This is a genomic window from Allosaccharopolyspora coralli (assembly GCF_009664835.1).
GTDB classification, from domain to species: Bacteria; Actinomycetota; Actinomycetes; order Mycobacteriales; family Pseudonocardiaceae; genus Allosaccharopolyspora; species Allosaccharopolyspora coralli.
Map to the genome: position 1 here is coordinate 1,152,012 of NZ_CP045929.1, position 24,194 is coordinate 1,176,205.

At 66.6% G+C, this 24,194-nt stretch carries 20 protein-coding genes and 3 rRNA genes; 12 read left to right on the forward strand and 11 right to left on the reverse strand.

The genetic code is table 11. The features are described from left to right. Positions 1–18: 18 nt before the first annotated feature. From GIY23_RS05500 to GIY23_RS05530, 7 genes are all read right to left on the reverse strand, one after another. Positions 19–648, reverse strand: a complete 630-nt coding sequence (locus tag GIY23_RS05500) for a TetR/AcrR family transcriptional regulator (RefSeq protein ID WP_154075665.1) — start codon at positions 646–648, stop codon at positions 19–21. Between the two features lie 55 nt (positions 649–703). Continuing rightward, on the reverse strand, positions 704–1,006 hold the full coding sequence (locus GIY23_RS05505; RefSeq protein WP_154075666.1) for a hypothetical protein: 303 nt from the start codon (positions 1,004–1,006) through the stop codon (positions 704–706). A gap of 121 nt (positions 1,007–1,127) precedes the next feature. Continuing rightward, the gene (locus GIY23_RS05510) at positions 1,128–1,697 is read right to left on the reverse strand and encodes a nucleotidyltransferase family protein (RefSeq protein WP_154075667.1); all 570 of its coding nucleotides are present in this window, start codon (positions 1,695–1,697) and stop codon (positions 1,128–1,130) included. 129 nt (positions 1,698–1,826) lie between these two features. Continuing rightward, positions 1,827–2,291, reverse strand: a complete 465-nt coding sequence (locus tag GIY23_RS05515; protein ID WP_154078638.1) for a nucleoside deaminase — start codon at positions 2,289–2,291, stop codon at positions 1,827–1,829. Between the two features lie 8 nt (positions 2,292–2,299). Then, on the reverse strand, positions 2,300–4,600 hold the full coding sequence (gene pucD, locus GIY23_RS05520) for a xanthine dehydrogenase subunit D (RefSeq protein ID WP_154075668.1): 2,301 nt from the start codon (positions 4,598–4,600) through the stop codon (positions 2,300–2,302). Continuing rightward, complete coding sequence (locus tag GIY23_RS05525; RefSeq protein WP_154075669.1) at positions 4,597–5,052, reverse strand: (2Fe-2S)-binding protein; 456 nt, start codon at positions 5,050–5,052, stop codon at positions 4,597–4,599. The genes pucD and GIY23_RS05525 overlap by 4 nt, the downstream gene beginning before the upstream one ends. Then, complete coding sequence (locus GIY23_RS05530) at positions 5,049–5,936, reverse strand: FAD binding domain-containing protein (RefSeq protein WP_154075670.1); 888 nt, start codon at positions 5,934–5,936, stop codon at positions 5,049–5,051. The genes GIY23_RS05525 and GIY23_RS05530 overlap by 4 nt, the downstream gene beginning before the upstream one ends. Positions 5,937–6,302: 366 nt before the next feature. On the opposite strand from GIY23_RS05530, the gene GIY23_RS05535 reads away from it, so the two are divergent. From GIY23_RS05535 to GIY23_RS05545, 3 genes are all read left to right on the forward strand, one after another. Then, entirely contained in the window at positions 6,303–7,544 is a 1,242-nt protein-coding gene (locus GIY23_RS05535; RefSeq protein WP_154075671.1) for a type III PLP-dependent enzyme, read from the forward strand. 65 nt (positions 7,545–7,609) lie between these two features. After that, complete coding sequence (gene speD / locus GIY23_RS05540; RefSeq protein ID WP_154075672.1) at positions 7,610–8,011, forward strand: adenosylmethionine decarboxylase; 402 nt, start codon at positions 7,610–7,612, stop codon at positions 8,009–8,011. Between the two features lie 82 nt (positions 8,012–8,093). After that, positions 8,094–8,918, forward strand: coding sequence for a spermidine synthase (locus tag GIY23_RS05545; protein ID WP_154078639.1), 825 nt, complete (start codon positions 8,094–8,096; stop codon positions 8,916–8,918). An 83-nt stretch (positions 8,919–9,001) separates the two neighbouring features. Here the strand turns inward: GIY23_RS05545 and GIY23_RS05550 are convergent, their stop codons facing one another. Next, positions 9,002–10,003, reverse strand: a complete 1,002-nt coding sequence (locus GIY23_RS05550; protein ID WP_154075673.1) for a zinc-dependent alcohol dehydrogenase — start codon at positions 10,001–10,003, stop codon at positions 9,002–9,004. 82 nt (positions 10,004–10,085) lie between these two features. On the opposite strand from GIY23_RS05550, the gene GIY23_RS05555 reads away from it, so the two are divergent. From GIY23_RS05555 to GIY23_RS05570, 4 genes are all read left to right on the forward strand, one after another. After that, positions 10,086–10,784: a CDP-alcohol phosphatidyltransferase family protein gene (locus tag GIY23_RS05555; RefSeq protein ID WP_154075674.1), complete on the forward strand. Its 699-nt coding sequence runs from the start codon at positions 10,086–10,088 to the stop codon at positions 10,782–10,784. Positions 10,785–10,994: 210 nt separating this feature from the next. After that, positions 10,995–11,591, forward strand: coding sequence for a TetR/AcrR family transcriptional regulator (locus GIY23_RS05560; protein ID WP_228717565.1), 597 nt, complete (start codon positions 10,995–10,997; stop codon positions 11,589–11,591). Continuing rightward, the gene (locus GIY23_RS05565; protein ID WP_154075675.1) at positions 11,588–12,760 is read left to right on the forward strand and encodes an NADH:flavin oxidoreductase; all 1,173 of its coding nucleotides are present in this window, start codon (positions 11,588–11,590) and stop codon (positions 12,758–12,760) included. Before GIY23_RS05560 ends, GIY23_RS05565 begins: the two co-directional genes overlap by 4 nt. A gap of 28 nt (positions 12,761–12,788) precedes the next feature. Next, complete coding sequence (locus GIY23_RS05570; RefSeq protein WP_154075676.1) at positions 12,789–13,562, forward strand: SDR family oxidoreductase; 774 nt, start codon at positions 12,789–12,791, stop codon at positions 13,560–13,562. A 63-nt stretch (positions 13,563–13,625) separates the two neighbouring features. Here GIY23_RS05570 and GIY23_RS05575 read toward each other — a convergent pair whose 3' ends face one another. Both GIY23_RS05575 and GIY23_RS05580 read right to left on the reverse strand, forming a co-directional pair. Further along, positions 13,626–14,756: a hypothetical protein gene (locus GIY23_RS05575; protein WP_187352036.1), complete on the reverse strand. Its 1,131-nt coding sequence runs from the start codon at positions 14,754–14,756 to the stop codon at positions 13,626–13,628. 143 nt (positions 14,757–14,899) lie between these two features. After that, entirely contained in the window at positions 14,900–15,250 is a 351-nt protein-coding gene (locus GIY23_RS05580; protein WP_154075677.1) for a histone-like nucleoid-structuring protein Lsr2, read from the reverse strand. Positions 15,251–15,635: 385 nt separating this feature from the next. Between GIY23_RS05580 and GIY23_RS05585 the strand changes: the two genes are divergently transcribed. Then, positions 15,636–16,115: an Lsr2 dimerization domain-containing protein gene (locus GIY23_RS05585; protein ID WP_154075678.1), complete on the forward strand. Its 480-nt coding sequence runs from the start codon at positions 15,636–15,638 to the stop codon at positions 16,113–16,115. A 109-nt stretch (positions 16,116–16,224) separates the two neighbouring features. Here GIY23_RS05585 and GIY23_RS05590 read toward each other — a convergent pair whose 3' ends face one another. Further along, the gene (locus GIY23_RS05590) at positions 16,225–16,413 is read right to left on the reverse strand and encodes a hypothetical protein (RefSeq protein WP_154075679.1); all 189 of its coding nucleotides are present in this window, start codon (positions 16,411–16,413) and stop codon (positions 16,225–16,227) included. Positions 16,414–17,137: 724 nt separating this feature from the next. Here GIY23_RS05590 and GIY23_RS05595 point away from each other — a divergent pair. From GIY23_RS05595 to ilvD, 4 genes are all read left to right on the forward strand, one after another. Then, positions 17,138–18,673: ribosomal RNA gene (locus tag GIY23_RS05595) — 16S ribosomal RNA — on the forward strand. Between the two features lie 305 nt (positions 18,674–18,978). After that, a 23S ribosomal RNA gene (locus GIY23_RS05600) occupies positions 18,979–22,073 on the forward strand. A gap of 182 nt (positions 22,074–22,255) precedes the next feature. After that, positions 22,256–22,373: ribosomal RNA gene (rrf, locus tag GIY23_RS05605) — 5S ribosomal RNA — on the forward strand. Together the 16S, 23S and 5S rRNA genes form the textbook arrangement of a ribosomal RNA operon. 125 nt (positions 22,374–22,498) lie before the next feature. After that, on the forward strand, positions 22,499–24,193 hold the full coding sequence (gene ilvD / locus GIY23_RS05610) for a dihydroxy-acid dehydratase (RefSeq protein ID WP_154075680.1): 1,695 nt from the start codon (positions 22,499–22,501) through the stop codon (positions 24,191–24,193). Position 24,194: the final 1 nt, after the last annotated feature.

Consider the following 24,194-nt stretch of genomic DNA (forward strand, 5'->3'; position numbering starts at 1 on the left):
CTGCTGCCGCTGCCGGGCTCACCGCAGCAGCGGCAGCAGTGCCTCGTCCAGCAGCCGCTGCACGAACGTCTCGTCCAGCGGCTCACCGGTCAGCATCAGCCGATAGATCAGCGTCGCCCCGGCCAGTTCGGCGACCATGTCGGTCGGCGCGTCGCCGTGGATCTCGCCGCGCGCGCTCGCCCGGTTCAGGATGCGCTGCAGCATGTCGCGCCGCGGCAGCAGGAACGACTGCCGGAACGCCGCCGCCAGCTCGGGCTCGTGCGGAAGTTCCCCGACGAGCGCCTGCGCCGCCTTGCCCGCCGGTCCCGTCAGGAACGCCGAGAAGCCCGACAGCAACGCGCGCAGGTCCGTTTCGAGTGAACCGGAGTCCGGTTCCGGGATGCTGCGCTGCACCATCTGGTTGCAAGTGTCAATGACGAGGTCGAGTTTCGACTCCCACCGCCGGTAGATCGTCGCCTTGCCCGCGCGGGCACGCGCCGCGACGGCGTCCATCGTGAACGCCCGGTAGCCGACTTCCGCCATCACCTCGAGCGCGGCGTTGCGCAGCGCCTCGTCCCGACTGGCGTCACGTGGGCGGCCTCGGCCCGACGACGAGCCGGACAGGACGGACTCGTCGGGGCCGCTGATCGCACCCTGCACAGCCGTCATCCTCTCGGCGTGGCGGGAGGGCAGTTCCGTCTCCACTGTGCTCGACGGGCGCGCGTCACTGGCCCGCGGGCGTGTGGGTGGCCGCGACCTCCGCCGCCTCACGCGTGGCCTCGTCGGACAGGCCGTGCCGTGCCTGCAGGTACGCGGTGCTGAAAGCGAAGCCGTCGCCGTCGAGCAGGTGGATCACCACCCGTCCCGCCCTGCTGGGTGCGATCTGCTCGATGAGCTGGTCGGCCTGGTCCCGGGCCGCGATGAGTCCGGGCGCGCGCGCCGTTTCGGTGTTCGAGCCCGAGGTCACCGTGACGGCCCAGTCGTCGCCGTCCGGGACGTAGTTGGCAGTGATGTGTTCGTTGGCCATCGGTCCTCCGCGTCGAGAATGCTCCTGATCGTGTGACGTCGCACATCCGCGCGACACCGCCGGGACGCCCCTCGGGCGCGCGGCGTGCGGGGCGCGGCACCTCACGCGTGACGAAACGACCCTACGACGTGTCCGATTCGAGGTCTCCGGGGTGGTCCACGTCCCAGCCTGCCGCGACGTCGTCGCAGGCCACAAGCGCGACATGCCGCGTTCGTAGGTAATCGCGCGCACCGGAGTCGCCGGTGGCGACCTCGCGGATCCCGGGCCAATGGTCCCGTCCCAGCAGTACCGGGTGCCCGCGCACTCCACCGTAGGACGCCGCGACGAGGGCGTCGGGAGCCGCATACGCCGCGACGCGGCGCACCGCCGCTTCGGTGACGCCCGGCATGTCGACCGGCAGCACCAGCGCCGCGTCGATCTCGTCGGTAGCCCACTCCAGGCCCGTCCGGAGCGAGGAGCCCATGCCGCCTGCCCACTCCGGGTTCTCGACGACGTTCCCAGCGTCGAGGTGCGCCCGGTCGCGGACCTCCGCAGCGGAGGCACCGAGCACGACCAGCACCCGGTCGCAGCCTGCCGCCAGGACCCGGCTCGCGCGGTCGACGAGGAGCTCGCCGTCGAGTTCGGCGAGTGCCTTCGGCATGCCGAACCGACGACCGGCTCCTGCGGCCAACACCACACCCAGCACGTGCACTCAGAACTCCTCGTCCGAACGGTTTGCTCTGTGGGTCGGGTCGCGGAACCTCAGCGCCCGCCTCGCTGCGGGATCGGTTTCTCGAGTGGCCCCCTAGGACGCGACGACAGTTCGTCCGGCAAGGACCGCTCAGTACTCCACCCGATCGTGGTGATCTCGCCATGCCTCGAACGGCGCATTCCGCTGGGGCGAGTCGAGTCTGCGCAGCGGTACCGGCCACTCCGAAGCAGGGTGGAGCAGCTCGTGGAAGGTCAGGTCGTCGAACCCGGCTTCGGCGGCGTCGTGCCGGTCCGCCGCGTACAGCACTCCGTCCACCCGCGCCCACAGCGACGCCGCGAGGCACATCGGGCACGGCTCGCACGAACTCACCAGGACGCAGCCCTGCAGACTGAACGTGTCCAAGGCTCGGCACGCGTCCCGGATCGCCAGCACCTCGGCGTGTGCGGTCGGGTCGAGACCCCGGGTCACGCTGTTGCCGCCGCTGCCGACGACCGCGCCGTCCCGGACGACGAGTGCCCCGAACGGTCCACCGCCCTCGGCGACGTTGGCCACGGCGAGATCAAGGGCCTGTTCGACGTGGGCCGCCGCGTTCATGAACTCGCTCACTGCTGCTCCTCGCCGTCGAGTCCGAGCAGGCGCGTCGGAGTGACCGGAATGTGGGTGAGTTCGCGGCCGGTCGCCGCCCGGACGGCGGCCACCACGGCCGGTGTCGCGGTGATCGTCGGCGGCTCACCGACGCCCCGCACACCGTAGGGCGCGTTCGGGTCGGCCTCCTCCAGCACCTCGATCCGCATCGGCGGCACGTCGAGCACGGTCGGGATGAGGTAGTCGGTGAACGAGCCGTTCACGATCCGGCCGTCGGAAACCGAGACCTCCTCCATCAGCGCGAGCCCGAGCCCCTGCGTGGCTCCGCCCTGGATCTGGCCGAGTACAGCGTCCGGGTGCATCGCACGCCCGACGTCCTGCACACAGTCGAGCGCGACGACTTTCACGAGGCCGAGTTCGGTGTCGACGTCCACGACGGCTCGATGCGCCGAGAACGCGTGCTGGACGTGCACGCGGTCGCTCGCCCCTTCGTCGTCCATCGGGAACGTGGGCCGATGGTGGAACTCGCGCTTCTCCTCGACCGCGGTGTCCAGAACCTCGGCGAGGTCGGCGAGCACCTCGCCGTCGAGTGAGACCGCGCCGTCGGTCAGCGTCAGAGCGTCTACGGCGACGGCGTGTTCGTCGGCGACTCGATGCAGCACGACTTCCCGAACGGCCACGCAAGCGGCGTGCACGGCGCCGCCGGTGACGTAGGTCTGCCGGGAGGCCGAGCTGGATCCGGCCGGGCCGACGCTGGTGTCGTTCGGATGCACGTTGACGCGGCGCACGCCGAGCTCGGTGCGCGCGATCTGCTGCTGCACGGTCACGATTCCCTGTCCGACCTCGGCAGCGGCGGTGTGCACGGTGGCGAGCGGCTCCCCGCCGACGAGTTCGAGGCGCACCCGCGCGGTGGAGAAGTCGTCGGCACCTTCGGAGTAACAGACGTTCTTGATCGTCACCCCGTATCCGACGCCGCGGGCGATCCCTTCGCCGTGGGTCGTGTTCGACACGCCACCGGGCAGGTCCCGCACGTCTGCGCCGGAAGGGAGACTCGGTGGCAGCGGCATGCCGCGCAGCCGATCGAGCAGCTTCGGGACGGCAACGGGGGAGTCCACGACCTGACCGGTCGGCAACCGGTCGCCTTCGGTGAGGACGTTGCGCAGCCGTAGCTCGACCGGGTCCATCCCGAGCGCCTCGGCGAGTCTGTCCATCTGGGACTCATAGGCGAAAGTCGGCTGCACGGCGCCCAAACCGCGCATCGCTCCGCAGGGTGGATTGTTCGTGTACACGCCCCACGCGTCGAGTTCCACGTTCGGGACCACGTACGGGCCGGTCCCCAGCGCGGTCCCGTTGCTCACCACGACCGGAGTCTTGGACGCGTACGCGCCGCCGTCGAAGTACAGCTGCGCCTTGATGTAGACGAGCTCACCGTCCCGGGTCGCACCGTGCTCGTAGCGCATGCGGGCGGGATGCCGGTGCACGTGACCGACGAACGACTCCTCCCTCCCGTGGACCATCTTCACGGGCCGCCCGGTGCGCAGCGCCAGCAAGCAACAGTGCACCTGGATCGACAGATCCTCGCGCCCGCCGAACGCGCCACCCACTCCGGACATCGTCAGCCGCACCTTGTCCTCGGCGAGCCCCAGCGCGCGAGCAGTCTGCTCCAGGTCCGAATGCAGGTCCTGCGTCGCGAGGTAGAGGTCCACGCCGCCGTCCTCGGCAGGCACCGCGAGTCCCGCCTCGGGCCCGAGGAAGGCCTGGTCCTGCATCCCGATCGTGTACGTGGCGGACACCACGACCTCGGCGCGAGGATCGGGGTCGCCGGAACGGATCCGCTGGTGGCGCACGACGTTGCCGTTCTCGTGCAAGGCGGGCAGCGACTTGTCGTGCGCAGCACGGATCGGGTCGAGCACCGGTTCCAGCGGTTCGTAGTCCACCACGACGCGTTCGGCGGCCAAGCGCGCGGCTTCGGGTGAGTCCGCGGACACGATCGCCACCGGTTCGCCGACGTAGCGCACCACGTCGACCGCGAGCACCGGCTGATCGCGCACCTTCACCCCGTAGGCGTTCTCGCCGGGCACGTCCTCGTGAGTGAGCACGGCGAACACCCCGGCCGTCGCGAGCGCCGGTCCGACGTCGACGCCGCGAATCCGCGCGTACGGGTGCGGGCTGCGTACCGTCGCACCCCACAGCATGTCCTCGGCGACCAGATCCGAGGCGAACGCGAACTCGCCGCTGGTCTTGAGCGTCGCGTCCGGGCGCGCCGGTGACTCGCCGACACCGCCCGTGACCCTGCTGGCGTGCTCCGTGCTCGTCATGACCGGGCCTCCTCAGCGGCCGAGCGCACGGCGTCGAGGATCTTCTCGTATCCGGTGCAACGGCACAGGTTCCCGGCCAAGGCTTCACGGATCTCCGGGTCTGCCGGGGCGGGATTGCGGCGCAGCAAGCCGTGGACGGCGACGACGAGACCCGGTGTGCAGAACCCGCATTGCACCGCGCCCTCATCCGCGAACGCACGGTGCACGGCGGGGTCGTCGACGCCTTCGACAGTTTGTACCTCGCGTCCCTGCACCTGGCCTGCCGCGACCAGACACGAGCACACGGCGGCGCCGTCCAGCAGCACCGTGCACGAGCCGCACTCGCCCTGTTCGCACGCGTTCTTCGACCCCAGAAGGCCCCAGCGTTCGCGCAGCAGCGTGAGCAGGCTCTCGCACTCCCACACGCCGTCGGCGTCGCGTTCGCGGCCGTTGACCGTCGCCGTCACCCTCATCGCGCCACTCCTTCCGCGCACGCCCAGGCGAGCGTTCGGCGTGCGAGGACCGCGAGTGCGTGGCGCCGGTAACGCGCCGAACCGCGGACGTCGTCGATCGGTGCGGTGGCCTCGGCGACCAGTTCACCGAACCGCCGCACCACCGAGTCGGCGAGCGGGGTCGGCGACTCCCACCAGCCGTCCAGTTCGGAGGCCAGGAACGCCTCTGCCTCCGGCGCGGTCAGCGGCGCCGGTCCCGCCGACCCGATCCCGGTGCCGACCCGCCCCGGCGACAGCGACAGGGCGAAAGAGCACACCGCGATCACCATCGCGTTCCGCGGGCCCACCTTCGAGAACTGTTGCGGTCCCGTCGCTTCCGGAACGTGGATCGCGGTGATCAGCTCGTCGACTGCCAGCACCGACTGTTTGGGCCCCGTGCAGAACTCCGCGGCGCGCACGCGACGAGCTCCGCGTACCGAGGACAGTTCGACCGACGCGTCCGAGGCCACCAGCGGCGGGAACGAGTCGCCGGCGGGGGAGGCGGAACCGAGGTTGCCTGCGATCGTGCCCCGGTTGCGGATCTGCGGTGAGCCCACTGTTCGCGATGCCGTCGCCAGTCCTGGCAACCGGTCCGCCAGTTCGGTGATCACCCGCGCGTAGCTCACGCCCGCGCCGAGACGCACGACTCCGGAATCCGCCGACCACTCGTCGCACTCCGCGATTCCGGTCAGGTCGAGCAACGCGGGCGGGCGGGCACGTCCGAAGTTCACCTCGACCATCACGTCGGTGCCGCCCGCGATCGGTACGGCCTCCGGGTGCTGCGCCTTTGCCTCCAATGCTTCACGCAACGTCGCAGGGCGCAGGAACTCCGTTCCCACCACGGGGGCCGGTGCAGTGGACTCCATCGCGTCCCTTCCGTTCCGTCGCCGGGCTCGTGTGGTCATTACACGCCGGTGCGTGCGCCTTGGCCACCCACGATCAGTCCACACTTCGAGGTTGCGCGGATCGAGGGTTGCGGTCCGGCACCCTGCGCCAACAGGTTGCGGTTCCGCCACGCAACCACCAACGCAGAGCAACCCGCGCACCCTTCTCAGGGCGACTACTCGGTGTCAGTGGTCACAGTCGGTTCCACTGTCCGGGGGATCTCCGGGAAGCGGTTCGAAATCCACTTCGTTGAACGGTACGGTGCTTGGTCGGCACTGAAGCAGGACACAGCCGCTGCGGGCCCCTAGCGGATCGCGCAGCCGCGGCGGAGAACGGAGGTATCGGGATTGACCGACCAGTCCGCCACCACCGGTGTGACGGACCGCCCCCACGGGACCGGGGTCGCGGGAACCACCGCGTCGACCACCGGCCCGATCGGCAGTACCGATACCCCGATCCTCGATCATCTCGACCGCCGTGCTCCTTCCAGCCCGTGCCTGGTCCTCGATCTCGCCGTCGTGCGCCGTCGGCACGAACAGCTCCGTTCGGCCCTCCCCGACGCGCGAATCTGCTACGCCGTCAAGGCGAACCCGATGCCCGAGGTCGTCGCTGAACTCGTCCGGCTCGGCGCCTCCTTCGACGTGGCGAGCACCGGGGAGATCGACCTCTGCCTGCGGCAGGGAGCCGCTGCCGAGAACCTCTCCTACGGCAACACGATCAAGAAGCGCGCGGACATCGCGTACGCGCACGAGTGCGGTGTGCGACTGTTCGCCACCGACTCCGAGCCCGACCTCGACGCCATCGCCGACTCCGCTCCGGGCGCTTCGGTGTTCTGTCGTGTGCACGTCGACAACACCGGCTCCCGGACACCCTTCGGACGGAAGTTCGGGTGCCGCCCCGACCACGCCGCGCGGCTGCTGACCCGCGCCCGCGAACTCGGACTCGACGCGTACGGCGTGTCCTTCCACATCGGATCGCAGCAACTCGAACCGGACGCCTGGGAGCACGGACTCGCTGCGGTGCGCGACGTCTTCGAACAGGTCGCCGGGCTCGACGTCCGGATGGTCAACATCGGCGGCGGACTGCCCGCCGCGCACACCGACGACGCGCCGGAACTGGCCGACTACGCGGCCCGCATCGAGTCGTCCCTCGACGACCACTTCGGCTCCGCCCGGCCGGAACTGCTCATCGAACCCGGCCGGTACCTCGTCGGTGACGCCGGGGTGGTGCGCAGCGAGGTCGTGCTGGCCACCGAGGACCGCGAGCCCGATCGCCGGTGGATCTACCTGGACGTCGGCCGGTATCGTGGACTGGCCGAGACCGAGGGCGAAGCCATCGGTTACCGGATCCGCACCAGCCGCGACGGCGACCCGGTGGGACCGGCGGTACTCGCCGGGCCGACGTGCGACGGCGACGACGTGCTCTACCAGCACACGCTCTACGACATGCCCATCACGCTGCGTGCAGGCGACCACGTCGACCTGCTCAGCGCGGGCGCCTACACCGCTAGCTATTCGTCGGTGTGTTTCAACGGATTCCCGCCCCTGGCCACGCACTGTTTCGACAGTGAGCGCCGGGAGCGACCCTGACCGCGCCCGGCGCGTCCGGGCGCGGTATCGAACCAGCAATCTGTGCAACGTTGGGAGGTCGAGAGATGTCGATCGACACCGGGACCCTGAACACGGTCGGACTGTTTACCGGACACCACGTCCTCGCCGAGCTCGAAGGCATCGCACCGGCCTTGCTCGACGACGAACAGTTCCTCCGGAACACCCTCGACAGCGCGTTGACGCGTTCACAGGCCACGGTCTGTGACGTCATCGCCAAACGCTTCGAACCGCAGGGCGTCACGGTGCTCGCTCTGCTCTCCGAGTCGCACGCCTCCATGCACACCTACCCGGAGGACGGCTCGATCTTCATCGACGTGTTCACGTGCGGTCACGTGGCGCAACCCGAACAGGCGGTCGAGCTCATCGCCGAGGCGCTGCGTCCCACGACGGTGAACACTCAGACGATCCGACGCGGTCGCGAGGCCGAGCCCGAGTTCGCGACCTGAGACCCCACCGCGCGGTGGCACCGGAGGAGGAACGGCGTTGAGTGACGCACAGCGATGGATCCACGAGCCGCTGGGGCCGGACATGCAGCGGTTGTGGCGTCTCGACGAAGTCATCTGGGAAGGCGACACCCCGTACCAGCACGTCGTGATCGGGCGTACCGGTCAGGGCGTGTCCCTGTTCTGCGACGACGACAGACAGAGCACGGAGCAGTCCCAGCTGGTCTACCACGAGGCGCTGATGGTGCCCGGTTTCCTGCTCGCGGAGAAGCTCGAGCGCGTGCTCGTCATCGGGTCCAGTGAGGGCGTCGCAAGCCGGATGGCGGTCGAAGCCGGGGCGAGTCAGGTCGACCACGTCGACATCGACGAGGCGTGCGTGAAAGCGTGTGCCGAGCACCTGCCGTACGGCTACGGTCTCGACGACCTTCCCGCCTTGGAGAAGGGTGAAGGGCCGATCCGGCTGCACTACGCCGACGGACTGTCCTTTTTGGAAGGTGCGCCACCGGAGGGCTACGACCTGGTCGTGGTCGACCCGCCGGACGAACGCGCCGACGACGCTGAGGGCGAACAGCACAACCAGCTCTATGGCACGGCTTTCGTGCAGAAGTGCCACGACGTGCTCGCGCCGGGCGGCGTCGTGGCCTTCCAGGCAGGCTGTCCGACGGTGTGGCGCAACGAGACGCTCATCCGCTCGTACAACCGCTTCAACGCGGTGTTCGAGACGGTGCTGTACTTCGGTTCGGACGAGCACGAGTGGGCGTACCTGTTCGGGCGCGGCGAGCCCGTCGACGACCCGACGAACGTGCTGCTGGACTCGTATCCGAACCTGTCCTACACGCCGCAGACGATCGACGACGCGACGCTCATCGGGTCGACGGTGCCGCCCTACTCACTCCGCCACCAGGACTGAAGTACGAAGAGAACTCCTATCAGACGGCCTTGTTCGGTGAGGTCGCCTTGCGGAACCTGGGCGGCTGGCAGGCGTGAGCCTTTTTAGTTGCTATAACCACTAAAAAGGCTCACGCCGTCGTAGTCGATGCGGTGGCACAGGGCCGGCATCTCGCCCGCCGCCAACGCCGGCATCACCTGGGGAAGGTCCTCGAACGCGCTGTGGCCCGTCACGATCGCGTCGAACGCCGGATCGGTGAGCAGCCGTAGCGCCAACCGCATCCGGTCGGCGATGCTCCGGTGCGTGCTGCGGGCCGGTGACACCGTGCCGACCTGGCTGCTGCGGATCGTCACCCTGCGGGAGTGGAACGCTTCGCCCAACGGCAGCGCAGGCCGACGATCGCCGAACCAGCTCATCTCGATCACGGTGCCGTCGGTGCGCACCAATTCCAGTGAACGCCGCAGGCCCTCGTCGGTGCCGCTGGCATGGACGACGAGGTCGCACTCGGGCAGCGCTCCCGCCGGTTCCGTGAACTCCACGTCCAACGCCTCGGCGACCCAGGCGCGGGACGGCACCGTGTCCACGAGCTGCAGCCGCGTTCCGGGAATCCCCGCCAGAAGCCGGGCTACACAACAGCCGACCATGCCCGCACCGACCACAGCGATGCGGTCGCCGACCAGGGGAGCTGCATCCCACGCCGCGTTCACCGCCGTCTCCACGGCACCGGCCAGCACCGCGCGCGCGGGCGGCACCGAGTCGGGCACAACGGTGACCGCCGTCGCCGGAACGACGAACCGAGTCTGATGTGGATGCAAACAGAACACCGTTCGTCCCACCAGGTTGGCGGGGCCGTGCTCGACCACACCCACCGCGAGGTAGCCGTACTTCACCGGAGCCGGGAAGTCGCCCTCCTGGAACGGTGCGCGCATCGCGTCCCGCTGGCTTTCCGGCACCTCGCCACGGAAGACCAAGGCTTCGGTACCGCGACTGACTCCTGAGTGGACCGTGCGGACGAGAACGTCGTCCGCTCCCGGCTCGTCGAGCTCGACCGTTCGGATCTCACCCTGACCGGGCTCGGTGAGCCAGAACGCGCGTGCGGTGCGCACCCTCGACGCCTCCCGAAGTCTGCGAACTCGTTGTCGACCAGCAGAATGGTAATGGTGCGCGCCGAGCCTGCGGAGGAACCGTATGACCCGTGAGCCGGTCACCGACCGCCGTAGCGGACGAGCGGATGGCCCCACGGCCGAGGTCGTAGGCGTGGTCTCGTCGGTCCTGCTACTCGCCGTCGTCGCCGGAACCGTGGGCTTGAGCCTGCTCGGCTGGGCAGCAGGTTCGGGGTGCGCCGTGCTGCTCGGTGTGCTGCTGCTGCGCGGCAGGCAGGGTGCCGCGCTGGGCCCGGCGGGACAGGTCACGCTCACCCGAGCGGTACTCGGGTGCGTGGTCACCGCGCTCGTCACCGACCGCACGGACGCGACCGTGCTGCTCGTCGTCGTGGCGTCGCTCGCACTCGTGCTCGACGCTGCCGACGGCTGGGTCGCGCGCCGCACGGCGACGACGAGCCGGTGGGGAGCGCGTTTCGACATGGAGGTCGATGCGTTCCTGCTGCTCGTCCTCAGCGCCCACCTGGTCTCGTCGCTGGGCTGGTGGGTACTGGCGATCGGGGCACTGCGGTACGTCTTCGTCGCCGCTGCGCGGCTGCTGCCCTGGTTGAACGCACCGCTGCCGCCGAGTGTGTGGCGGCGGCCGATCGCCGCGCTACAAGGGATCGTCCTGGTCGCGGCGATCGCGTTGCCCGGGCCCGTCGCTGGCGCTGCCGTTGCTGTCGCGCTGGCACTGCTGTGTTGGTCGTTCGGACGTGACGTCTACAGTCTCGCGCGGCAGGCCTGAGAGAGCTCCTTGCTGCGGGATCGAGTTCTTGAGTAGTCGTCCTACGCTGCGAAATCGCGGCCTCGCGAGGAGTGCGCTGAGAGTCCGCCGGTGGTCCGCTGCGTAGGCGGTGGAGAGAACTGCCGGCCCGCCGTCTGGCCACAGTCGTGAGTCCATCGGCGGTTCAAGCAGTGATTGACTCACGGGGTGTGGGTGCGGTCCCCTGGGGTCGTGACCGTGAACCAGACCGAACGCTCCCCTCGGGCACGTCTGCTCGACGCAGCCGAAGAGCTCCTGCTGCGTTCAGGGTGTGACGCCGTGTCCGTGCGCGCGATCAACGCCGAAGCGGGGATGAATCCCGCAGCCGTGCACTACCACTTCGGGTCCAAGGACGCCCTGATCGCGGCGCTGCTGGAAGCCCGCTTGACCCCGCTGTGGCAGGACGAACTGGCCGAGCTCGCGGCACGCCGTGACGCCGGTCGTCCCCCGGCGACCGCGGAACTCGTCGACGTCGTTCTCGGTCCGCTGCGACGACTCGTCGAGCACCCACGTGGTCGCTTGCACCTGCATCTGCTCGCGCGACTGGTGCTCGGCAGGCGTGACGTCGGCTGGACGTCCCGGTGGTTCCGGATCGAGCCGTGGGTCGACCTCCTGTGCTCGGCGCGGCCCGGGCTCACCGAGTCCCAGGCGCGGGAGCGACTGATGCTCGCCTTCGACCTGACGTTGCACGTCGTCGGCACCCCGGCTGCGGACACACCACGTGAGAATCCGACCGGACTCGAAGCGCTGCGGACGTTCGTCGCAGCAGGACTGGAGGCCGCGCCATGACCGCTCCCGACGTGTTCGGCGCTGCCCGGCTCGGTCCCGTCGCGATGCCCAATCGGATCATCAAAGCGGCGACGTTCGAGGGACGGACCCCCGAGGCGCTCGTGACCGACGAGCTCGTCGAGTTCCACCGGCGGCACGCTGCGGGCGGCGTCGGGATGACCACCGTCGCCTACTGCGCGGTCGCTCCCGAGGGCCGCACGGATCGACACCAGATCTGGATGCGACCGGAGGCGGTTCCCGGCCTGCGCCGCTTGACCGAGGCCGTGCACGCGGAGGGCGCGGCCGTCAGCGCCCAGATCGGCCACGCGGGACCAGTCGCCAACGGTGCGTCCAACCGCGCACCCGCGATCGCCCCGTCGGGGTTGTTCAGCCCACTGAGCATGCAGCGGGTCCTCGCCGCAACCGCCGACGACATCACGCGCGTCGTTCGAGCCCACGCCGAGGCGGCGCGGCTGGCGGCCGATTCCGGATTCGACGCCGTGGAGATCCACTTCGGACACAACTACCTGGCGAGTTCCTTTCTCAGCCCGCTGCTCAACCGGCGCCGCGACGGCTACGGCGGCTCACTGCAGAACCGCGCCCGGTTTCCCCGCGAGATCGCCAGGGCCGTGCGCGACGAAGTCGGCGACCGGATCGCGATCACCGCGAAACTGAACACGGACGACGGTGTCCCCGGTGGCTTCTGGCTCGACGAGAGCCTCACGGTCGCTTCCTGGCTCGAGAGCGACGGGAGTCTGGACGCGTTGACGCTCACCGCGGGGAGTTCTCTGCTCAACCCCATGTATCTGTTCACCGGCGACGTCCCGGTCCGCGAATTCGCGGGCGTGCAACCGAAACCGGTCGGCGCGGTGCTTCGCGTCGTGGGGCGGGGCTTTCTGCGTAGCTACCCGTACCGGGATGCATACCTGCTGGACCGGGCCCGTCAGTTCCGGGAACGCGTGAGGATGCCGTTGGTATTACTGGGTGGCATCACCTCGACCGAGACGATGGAACTCGCGATGGCGGAGGGTTTCTCGTTCGTGGCGATGGCGCGGGCGCTGCTGCGGGAGCCCGACCTGCCGCGACGGCTGCGCTCCTCCCGCTCCGCCCGGTCGCTGTGCATCCACTGCAACAAGTGCATGCCGACGATCTACCGACGGACCGAATGTGTACTCGCGAGGACGACATGACCCGCGACCGAGAAGGACAGGAGTCCACATGGGACTGATACTGGTCACGGGTTCTGCGTCCGGCATCGGCGCCGCGACGTGCCAATCGCTGCGCGCCGAGGGACACCAGCCGATCGGACTGGACCTGCGGGACGCCGACGTCGAGGCCGACCTGAGCATGCCGGAGGGACGGCAGCTCGCCGTGGACGGCGTACTACGACGCTGTTCCGGCACTCTCGACGGACTCGTGCTCTGCGCCGGTCTCGGCCCGCACGTGGACGTACCCGAGCGGATCGTGTCGGTCAACTACTTCGGCACGACGGCACTGCTCGACGGCCTGTTCCCGGCACTGTGCAACGGCGTGAGGCCTGCGGCGGTCGTCGTCTCCTCGCTCGCGTCCACGATGGTGTCCTGGGAGGACAATCCGTTCGCGACCGCGGTCGACGCCGACGACGAAGAGGCGGCGTCAACGGTGGTAGGCGAACTCGGCGACCTCAAGGGACATCTCGCCTACGCCGGCGCGAAGAACGCCCTCACCGTCGCAGTGCGCAGACGAGTCGCCGAGTGGGGAGCTGCCGGGGTCCGGCTCAACACGGTGGCACCCGGCTCGGTCGGCACACCGTTGCTGGAGGCGGGATTGCGGGACGAGCGCTACGGCGACGCGATCCGGGATCTCGTCGCTCCGATCCCTCGTTGGGCCGCGGCGAGCGAGGTGGCCGCGGGCATCACGTTCTTGCTCGGGCCGAACGCCGCCTACGTGCACGGCGCCCAGATTCCCATCGACGGCGGCGTCGACGCCCTCCTGCGCCCCACCCGCTTCTGAACCGGCGCGAACGGCACTCTCGCCCCGTCGGTTGAGGCGACAGTGCCGTTCACACCAACGGATTCACGACGACACCGCCCGAAGGTACGGGTGGAGTCCGGTGGTGTCGTCCGGTCCCTGCTCGGACGACCCCGGCCACGGCTCGAACCACTGTTCGAACGCCAGGCCACGTGAGCGCAGTGCCTCCTGCGCCTGCCGCATCGGTTCCGTCAGCGTGTCGTCGGACGGCGGGAAGACGACGTCGACCTCGAACAGATCCTCGTGCGGCACACCGGTTCGGGCTGCCGCGTCGAACGTCGTGAACACGCGCCCGCTCCGTTCCCAGTCCATCAACTCGGCGGCCTCGAGCAATACGCGAGCCTCGTTGACCACGAGCCGCAACGCCAGCGCCTCCGCCACCGTGCTCGGCGGATGCCAACCCCGGTTCGCAAGGCGTTGCGCCACCGACGCCGACGAGAGCAACAGGGCTCGCGTGAACAGGGCGTCGTACCGTTCTTCGTAGCACGGCGGCAGTTCTTCGAGTACGAGGAGACCGACGGCGTCCTTGACGGTCGCGTTGTTCACCGACAGCGCGAGTTCGTCGTAGAAGAGTTCGTCGGTGACCACCCGTACCGCGTGCACGACCGCTCCTGCCGCGACCAGTCGATCCTCGTGCGCCACCTCACCCGAAGGATCGGAGAAGACCTCGGACGAGAACGCGGCCAGTTGTGGAGCGAGCGCCACGAGGCGCTCCCGCCAGAGTGTCGTGTCGAGCGCGGGTTCCTCGGAGCCGTGCTCGGTGTCCCCGCCGAGTGCCTCCTCGATCGCGGCGTGCAGCGCGGCCTCTTCGACGTCGTCCGAGTCGCGACCGGAGAAGCTCTGGTTGAACTCGTCCTCGGTGATCCGCACCTCGGAGCGCGACACCGTCCAGCCGACGAGCAGTTCCGTCTCCCCGAGCAACTCGTCGAGGACCGTCGCCGCACCTTGCTCGGCCGAATTCAACGAGGGGGCGTCCAACGCGAGCACGACCGTGGTGCCCCGCTCGCGTGCGGTGATCCGGTAGTCGAGGACGTCGATGTCGTCACCGTCGTTCGCGACCCCTTCGACCTGCGACAGCTGACGATCGAGCAGCGCCACGACACCTTCCTGCTGCAACCCGTCCAGGTCCGTCGCCTCGACCGGCGGTTCGAGACCTGCCGTCACCACGTAGTCCACGGTTGGCCCTCTCTACGGATGCAGCGGATGATACGTCTCGCGGGCACGCCGTCCCAGCCTCGATGCACCCAGGACGGCCGGCCGGAGCACTGTGAGGGCGACGACGGTCGCCGGGTGTGTGGGGACCCACGCGGAGCGGTCGGTCAGTGGGCCTTGTCGTAGGCCTCGACGATCTCGGCCGGAATACGCCCGCGGTCCGAAACCTGGGTCCCCTGCTCGCGTGCCCACTCCCGGATCGCCTGATTGCGTTCGCGGTCTGCGGTGTTCTGCGCGGCCTGGGACTTGGCGTTCTTGCGACGGCCACCGGTTTGTTTCCGCCCGCCGGCCTTGCGGGCGTTCGCCACGTAGGACGCCAGTGCCTCGTGCAGTGCGTCGGCGTTCTCGTCCGAAAGGTCGATCGTGTAGTCGACTCCGTCCAAACCGAACTCGACGTGCTTGCTCGCCTCGGACCCGTCGATGTCATCCACCAGATGAACGGTGACCTTCTGCGCCACTGGTTAACCCCTCGCTGCGATTTGTACTCGTACGCGCACGTGCCACGCCGGTGACACGGCCCGGCGGACGATAAACGATTGTGCCGAGAATATGCCAACTCGTTCGGGCGAACGGTTCCGGGGCTGCCGTGGTTCTGCCACGTCCGCGTTTGTCCGCCCCGTTGCTTGCCGGTATCCGCGACGACTCGAACCCGCACGTCGTCGCGGGTGCGTCCCATCGTGACGTAGTCGGTCCGATGTCGGTTTCCCGCGCGGGGCAGCTTTGTTCTATCGTTGTCCACGAGGCGGCGAGCCGGAAGGGTAGAGTCGAAGTGGACCCGGGTCGGTGCGTCCGGCCTGCAAGTGTCGCGGTTCGAGGCGGGGCACGTTCCCGAGACAGGTGATCATGGCCGAGCGGATTCAGGTGGAACTCGTCGACGACATCGACGGTTCACCAGCGCAGCAGAGCATCACTTTCGCGCTGGACGGCGTGACGTACGAGATCGATCTCAACGATCGGCACGCACAGCAGCTGCGGGCCGTCTTCGGTCGATACATTCCGCGGGCCCGTACCGCGACGGCCGAGAACTCGGACGAAACCGAGAAGTCCGAACAGAAGAGTTCCCGGCAGCAACGCGAGGATCAGCGGAACCGTCGTGCGAACCGTCAACTCACCGAACAGATTCGCGGCGCCGCGCGCCGGACGCGCGAACGTCTGAATCACCGCGACGACGACGAACAGCCGACGTCGGCCGCTGCGGCCGAACCGCAGGGCGCACAGCCGGTCCCGGACCCGGATCGACTTCCGAGCGAGCCTGTCCAAGAACCGGCACCCGTGGAGCGCGTCGCAGCGGTGTCCCTCCCGCAGTTCTCCGCCGCGGACTGACGTCCGGCCGGAGCGCGCACACCTTTTCACCGAACTACGCCGACCGCGGCTCGCCGGAGTGCGCACCGCCGCCGCGGCGTCCTGGCACGCACTCCGGCGAGCCGGGAGGTCAGTCCTCGGCGCGGCGACGCCGTCCGCCGGTGCGGGGCGTCGCTTTCCGGGTTTCCGATCCGCTCTCGCTGTCGGACTCGCCTGCGAGCGAGGACGCGAACTCGGGTGGAGCGCTGGGCGCCCAGTTGTCGTCCTCCGGGTCGATCAGCGTGTGCTGCAGCTCCGTGTAGATGGGTGTGGAGTCCACTGTTACCCCCGTTCTCCTCGTCGGCTCGGCAGACTACCTGCCCGGGTGCCCGTACTCGGCCCCATGCTTTCGATGATCCCCCGAAGGAGAGGTCGTCGGTCGAGAGTTCGTGTGCCCGCAGCCAAGCGGGTGTCTCGACCCCCGATGATGCGGCGGATTCGGCGACAACGCCAAGATCGTCCGATGACCTGCGAAGATGCTAAACGCGGGGATGGGTGTTGGGTGGGTGTTGGGGTTGGTGTAACTTATTCATCGCCAGCACGGAACGGGCCGGGTTCGGACCGGGTGCTGGGGATCGTGAAGGTGGCACGGTTGTGGTGCTGCAGTAGCGGTCCGTGTTTCCTTGCCTCGCAGTGTGGCTGCCGATGTGTCGGTGGTTGTGGCGCGGGTGGGGTTTGATAATAGTTGTATGTGGTTCCCCGATGTGGTTCGTCGGGTGAGGTTCCGGCCCGATCGGGTCGGGTGGCCCCCCGGTGAGTCGCTGAGATCCGTGTGGGTTAGGGTGGAGCCAGAACGGAACGCGGAAGTGTTCCGGACGCGATAACGATGACGCTTGCTTGGTGGCCTTGTTGTGGGGTTGCTGGGTTGTGCGTGTGTTCTTTGAGATCTCAACAGTGTGCCGATGTTTTGTGGTTGGTGGTTTGGCTGCCTGGCCTGCGTTGTGTGGGTTGGGTGGTTTTGTTTTTGTGCCAACTGTTTTTGTTGGTCAGGTTTTGAATGATCCTTGTTGGAGAGTTTGATCCTGGCTCAGGACGAACGCTGGCGGCGTGCTTAACACATGCAAGTCGAACGCTGAAGCCCTTTCGGGGGTGGATGAGTGGCGAACGGGTGAGTAACACGTGGGTAATCTGCCCTGTACTTCGGGATAAGCCTTGGAAACGGGGTCTAATACCGGATAGGACCTGTCCTCGCATGGGGGTGGGTGGAAAGTTCCGGCGGTATGGGATGAGCCCGCGGCCTATCAGCTTGTTGGTGGGGTAGTGGCCTACCAAGGCGACGACGGGTAGCCGGCCTGAGAGGGTGACCGGTCACACTGGGACTGAGACACGGCCCAGACTCCTACGGGAGGCAGCAGTGGGGAATCTTGCGCAATGGGCGAAAGCCTGACGCAGCAACGCCGCGTGGGGGATGACGGCCTTCGGGTTGTAAACCTCTTTCGACATCGACGAAGGGGCCCTGTTGTGGGGTTTTGACGGTAGGTGTAGAAGAAGCACCGGCTAACTACGTGCCAGCAGCCGCGGTAATACGTAGGGTGCGAGCGTTGTCCGGATTTATTGGGCGTAAAGAGCTCGTAGGCGGTTTGTCGCGTCGGCCGTGAAAACCTGCCGCTTAACGGTGGGCGTGCGGTCGATACGGGCAGACTTGAGTTCGGTAGGGGAGACTGGAATTCCTGGTGTAGCGGTGAAATGCGCAGATATCAGGAGGAACACCGGTGGCGAAGGCGGGTCTCTGGGCCGATACTGACGCTGAGGAGCGAAAGCGTGGGGAGCGAACAGGATTAGATACCCTGGTAGTCCACGCCGTAAACGTTGGGCGCTAGGTGTGGGGACTGTTTCCACGGTTTCCGTGCCGTAGCTAACGCATTAAGCGCCCCGCCTGGGGAGTACGGCCGCAAGGCTAAAACTCAAAGGAATTGACGGGGGCCCGCACAAGCGGCGGAGCATGTGGATTAATTCGATGCAACGCGAAGAACCTTACCTGGGTTTGACATGCACCAGATTGCCGTGGAGACATGGTTTCCCTTGTGGTTGGTGTACAGGTGGTGCATGGCTGTCGTCAGCTCGTGTCGTGAGATGTTGGGTTAAGTCCCGCAACGAGCGCAACCCTTATCCCGTGTTGCCAGCACATGATGGTGGGGACTCGCGGGAGACTGCCGGGGTCAACTCGGAGGAAGGTGGGGATGACGTCAAGTCATCATGCCCCTTATGTCCAGGGCTTCACACATGCTACAATGGCCGGTACAATGGGTGGCGATACTGTGAGGTGGAGCGAATCCCATAAAGCTGGTCTCAGTTCGGATCGGGGTCTGCAACTCGACCTCGTGAAGTCGGAGTCGCTAGTAATCGCAGATCAGCAGTGCTGCGGTGAATACGTTCCCGGGCCTTGTACACACCGCCCGTCACGTCACGAAAGTCGGTAACACCCGAAGCTCATGGCCCAACCGGTTGTCCGGGGGGAGTGGTCGAAGGTGGGACCGGCGATTGGGACGAAGTCGTAACAAGGTAGCCGTACCGGAAGGTGCGGCTGGATCACCTCCTTTCTAAGGAGCAAACATCGTGTCCATGTCTGGTGTGGTTGCGTGCGTGTTGCGTGTGTGGCTGTGCTGGGTGTGGGGTGTGCCTGCTGTGCATGGGCGGATGTTCCGTGTGGTGGGTGTGCTCGAAGAGTTGTGGAAACGCTAATCACTGGTCGGCTGGTTCTGCTCGTGTTGTGGGTGGGGTTGGTCGTGATGTCGGTGCACTGTTGGGTTTTGAGGGAACACACGGGTGTGTGTTGTCTGGTTGTTGTTTGAGAACTGTATAGTGGATGCGAGCATCTTGTTTTTGTCTTGTGTTTCTGGTTTGTGTGTAAGTTGTATTGGGCACACGGTGGATGCCTAGGTACCAGGGGCCGATGAAGGACGTGGGAGGCTGCGATATGCCTCGGGGAGTTGTCAACCGAGCTGTGATCCGAGGATGTCCGAATGGGGAAACCCAGCCCGAGTGATGTCGGGTTACCTGCATCTGAATGTATAGGGTGTGGGGGGTATACGCGGGGAAGTGAAACATCTTAGTACCCGTAGGAAGAGAAAACAATTGTGATTCCGTGAGTAGTGGCGAGCGAAAGCGGAGGTTGGCTAAACCGTGCATGTGGGAGACCCGGCAGGGGTTGCGTGTGCGGGGTTGTGGGGCGTTGTTGGAGGGGTCTGCCGGCCCTTCAGCGTGGCTGCGTGGGTTAGTTGAACAGGTTGGGATGCCTGGCCGGAGTGGGTGAGAGTCCCGTAGGCGAAAATCTGCGTGGTGTGTGTGATGGCGTGCCCGAGTAGCAGTGTTTCCGTGGAGGGCGCTGTGAATCTGGCGGGACCACCCGTTAAGCCTGAATACTGCCTGGTGACCGATAGTGGAGAGTACCGTGAGGGAATGGTGAAAAGTACCCCGGGAGGGGAGTGAAAGAGTTCCTGAAACCGTGTGCCTGCAATCCGTCAGAGCTGTGGCTGCCCCTGTTGGGGTGGTGGTGATGGCGTGCCTTTTGAAGAATGAGCCTGCGAGTTGCTGCTGCGTGGCGAGGTTAACCCGGGTGGGGTAGCCGGAGCGAAAGCGAGTCTGAAGAGGGCGTTGGAGTCGCGTGGTGCAGACCCGAAGCGGAGTGATCTACCCATGGCCAGGGTGAAGCGCGGGTAAGACCGTGTGGAGGCCCGAACCCACCAGGGTTGAAAACCTGGGGGATGAGCTGTGGGTAGGGGTGAAAGGCCAATCAAACTTCGTGATAGCTGGTTCTCCCCGAAATGCATTTAGGTGCAGCGTTGCGTGGTGCCCGGGTGGGGTAGAGCACTGGTTGGTTGATGGGCCTTTACGGGTTACTGACGTCAGCCAAACTCCGAATACGCCTGTGGTGGAGCGTGGCAGTGAGACGGCGGGGGAAAAGCTTCGTCGTCGAGAGGGAAACAGCCCAGAACACCGGCTAAGGCCCCGAAGTGTGTGCTTAGTGGGAAAGGATGTGGGATCGCAGAGACAACCAGGAGGTTGGCTTAGAAGCAGCCATCCTTGAAAGAGTGCGTAATAGCTCACTGGTCAAGTGGTCCTGCGCCGACAATGTAGCGGGGCTGAAGTACACCGCCGAAGCCGTGTCGCTCACACTGTGTGTGGGTGGGTAGGGGAGCGTCCTGTATCCGGTGAAGCATCTCTGTGAGGGGGTGTGGAGGGTGTGGGAGTGAGAATGCAGGCATGAGTAGCGAGAGCAGAGTGAGAATCTCTGCCGCCGGATGACCAAGGGTTCCTGGGGCAGGTTCGTCCGCCCAGGGTGAGTCGGGGCCTAAGGCGAGGCCGACAGGCGTAGTCGATGGAGAACGGGTTGATATTCCCGTACCCGTGTGCACGCGCCCATGGCGAGTCCCGTGAGACTAACCACCCGCTGCTGACGGGGGTCTTCGGATCCTGGTTGGTGGTGCGTGGGACCTGAGTGGGTAGTAGTCAAGTGATGGGGTGACGCAGGAGGGTAGCCCTGCCGGTGAGTGGTAGTACCGGTGTAAGCCTGTAGCCCGTTGTCCAGGGAAATCCGGGCAGCGTGTGGGTGAGAGGTGAGGCGTAGCCGTGGTGGTGAAGTGGGTGATCCCGTGCTGTCGAGAAAAGCCTCTAGCGATGTGTGTGCACGGCCCGTACCCGAAACCGACACAGGTGGTCAGGTAGAGAATACCGAGGCGGTCGGGTGAACTGTGGTTAAGGAACTCGGCAAAATGCCCCCGTAACTTCGGGAGAAGGGGGGCCATGTCTGGTGATCCACCGTGCGTGGGGAGCTGGGTGTGGCCGCAGAGACCAGGGAGAAGCGACTGTTTACTAAAAACACAGGTCCGTGCGAAGTCGTAAGACGAGGTATACGGACTGACGCCTGCCCGGTGCTGGAACGTTAAGAGGACCCGTTAACCATCTTTGGGTGGTGAAGCGGAGAATTTAAGCGCCAGTAAACGGCGGTGGTAACTATAACCATCCTAAGGTAGCGAAATTCCTTGTCGGGTAAGTTCCGACCTGCACGAATGGCGTAACGACTTCTCCGCTGTCTCGACCACAGGCCCGGTGAAATTGCAATACGAGTAAAGATGCTCGTTTCGCGCGGCAGGACGGAAAGACCCCGGGACCTTTACTATAGCTTGGTATTGGTGTTTGGTTCGGCTTGTGTAGGATAGGTGGGAGACTGTGAAGCGTTCACGCTAGTGGGTGTGGAGTCGTTGTTGAAATACCACTCTGGTCGTTCCGGGCATCTCAACCTCGGGCCCTGATCGGGTTCAGGGACAGTGCCTGGTGGGTAGTTTAACTGGGGCGGTTGCCTCCTAAAGGGTAACGGAGGCGCCCAAAGGTTCCCTCAGCCTGGTTGGCAATCAGGTGTTGAGTGTAAGTGTATAAGGGAGCTTGACTGTGAGACTGACGGGTCGAGCAGGTGCGAAAGCAGGGACTAGTGATCCGGCACTGGCTGGTGGAAGCGGTGTCGCTCAACGGATAAAAGGTACCCCGGGGATAACAGGCTGATCTTCCCCAAGAGTCCATATCGACGGGATGGTTTGGCACCTCGATGTCGGCTCGTCGCATCCTGGGGCTGGAGTTGGTCCCAAGGGTTGGGCTGTTCGCCCATTAAAGCGGCACGCGAGCTGGGTTTAGAACGTCGTGAGACAGTTCGGTCCCTATCCGCCGCGCGCGTAGGAGACTTGCGGAAGGCTGTCCCTAGTACGAGAGGACCGGGACGGACGGACCTCTGGTGTGCCAGTTGTCCCGCCAGGGGCACGGCTGGTTGGCTACGTTCGGAAGGGATAACCGCTGAAAGCATCTAAGCGGGAAGCCCGTTCCCAGATGAGGTCTCCCACCCCGTTGTGGGTTAAGGCCCCCACCAGATCAGTGGGTTGATAGGCCCGACATGGACACCCAGTAATGGGCGGAGTGGACGGGTACTAATAGGCCGAGGACTTACCACAACCACACCACAAACACACGCGACAACCACGCGATCTTGCATCCACTATACGGTATCTGAAACAACAACCACCCCCACCACACACACGTGTGGGCCCGGGGGCTCGGCACAGTTGAATACGCACAACACATCAAGACTTCCACCCCCCCACCCGTGTGGGGTTGCCGGGGGTGGTGTTGAGTGTGTCGGTGGCGATAGCGGAGCGGGAAACGCCCGGACCCATCCCGAACCCGGAAGCTAAGCCCTCCAGCGCCGATGGTACTGCACCCGACAGGGTGTGGGAGAGTAGGACACCGCCGACATTCCACCCACACGGAGGGGCTGGCCACCACGGCCAGCCCCTCCGTTTTTTGTGCACAGGATGCCTTTCGACGTTCGCCGGAGGGCGCCACTGCTCGTCGATGACGGGAAGACTACAGTCCCGAAGATGAGCGCGAACGTGCACCAGCAGGCCGGCCGGAAGCCCCGCAGTTATGAGGTCACCGACGGGATCGAACGAACCGCGGCTCGGGGCATGCTCCGCGCGGTGGGCATGCAGGACGACGACTTCACGAAGCCGCAGATCGGCGTGGCGTCGTCGTGGAACGAGATCACCCCGTGCAATCTTTCCCTGCAACGCCTGGCGCAGGCGAGCAAGGAGGGCGTCCACGGGTCGGGTGGTTTCCCGATGGAGTTCGGCACGATCTCGGTCTCCGACGGCATTTCCATGGGGCACGTCGGCATGCACTACTCACTGGTGTCGCGCGAGATCATCGCGGACTCCGTGGAGACGGTGATGGAGGCCGAGCGGCTGGACGGCTCGGTGTTGCTCGCCGGGTGCGACAAGAGCTTGCCGGGCATGTTGATGGCGGCGGCGCGGCTCGACCTCGCCTCGGTGTTCGTCTACGCGGGCTCGATCCTGCCCGGTCGCGTCGACGACCGCGAGGTCACGATCATCGACGCGTTCGAGGCGGTCGGGGCGTGTGCCCGCGGCCTCATGAGCGAGGAGGAGGTCGGCCGCATCGAGCGGGCGATCTGCCCCGGTGAGGGGGCGTGCGGCGGGATGTACACCGCGAACACCATGGCGTGCGCGGCGGAGGCGTTGGGCATGTCGGTGCCGGGGTCGGCGAGCCCGCCGTCGGTGGACCGTCGTCGCGACTCCGGCGCCCGCCAGGCGGGTCGTGCGGTGGTGGAGATGATCGGCAAGGGCCTCACCGCACGCGACGTCATGACGCGTGAGGCGTTCGAGAACGCGATCGCGGTGACGATGGCGTTCGGTGGCTCGACGAACGCGGTGCTGCATCTGCTGGCGATCGCCCGTGAGGCCGAGGTCGAGTTGACGTTGGAGGACTTCAGCCGGGTCGGCGACCGCGTTCCGCATCTGGCGGACGTCAAGCCGTTCGGCAGGCACGTGATGCCGACGGTGGACCGGATCGGCGGGGTTCCGGTGGTGATGAAGGCGCTGCTCGACGCCGGCCTGGTGCACGGAGACTGCATGACGGTCACCGGCAAGACCGTCGCCGAAAATCTGGCCGAACTGGATCCGCCGGACCTCGACGGTGAGGTGGTGCGCACGCTGGCGAACCCGCTGCACCCGACCGGTGGTTTGACGATCCTGCGTGGCTCGCTCGCACCGGAGGGTGCGGTGGTGAAGAGCGCAGGGTTCGACACGGACGAGTTCGACGGAACGGCGCGCGTGTTCGACGGAGAGCAGGACGCGATGGCCGCGGTCGAGGACGGCTCGTTGCAGGCGGGAGACGTCGTGGTGATCCGCTACGAGGGTCCCCGTGGGGGTCCCGGGATGCGGGAGATGCTGGCGGTGACCGGTGCGATCAAGGGCGCGGGGCTCGGCAAGGACGTGCTGCTGCTGACCGACGGTCGCTTCTCGGGCGGCACGACCGGATTGTGCATCGGCCACGTCGCCCCGGAGGCCCCGGACGCCGGGCCGATCGCGTTCGTCCGGGACGGCGACCGGATTCGGCTGGACCTGCGGTCCCGAACCCTGGATCTCGTCGTGGACGACGCGGAACTGCAGCGCCGCAAGGAGAACTGGGAGCCGAACCCGGCGAGGTTCACGCGGGGCGTGCTCGGCAAGTACGCGAAGCTGGTCGGGTCGGCGGCCGAAGGTGCCGTGGTGGGCTGAC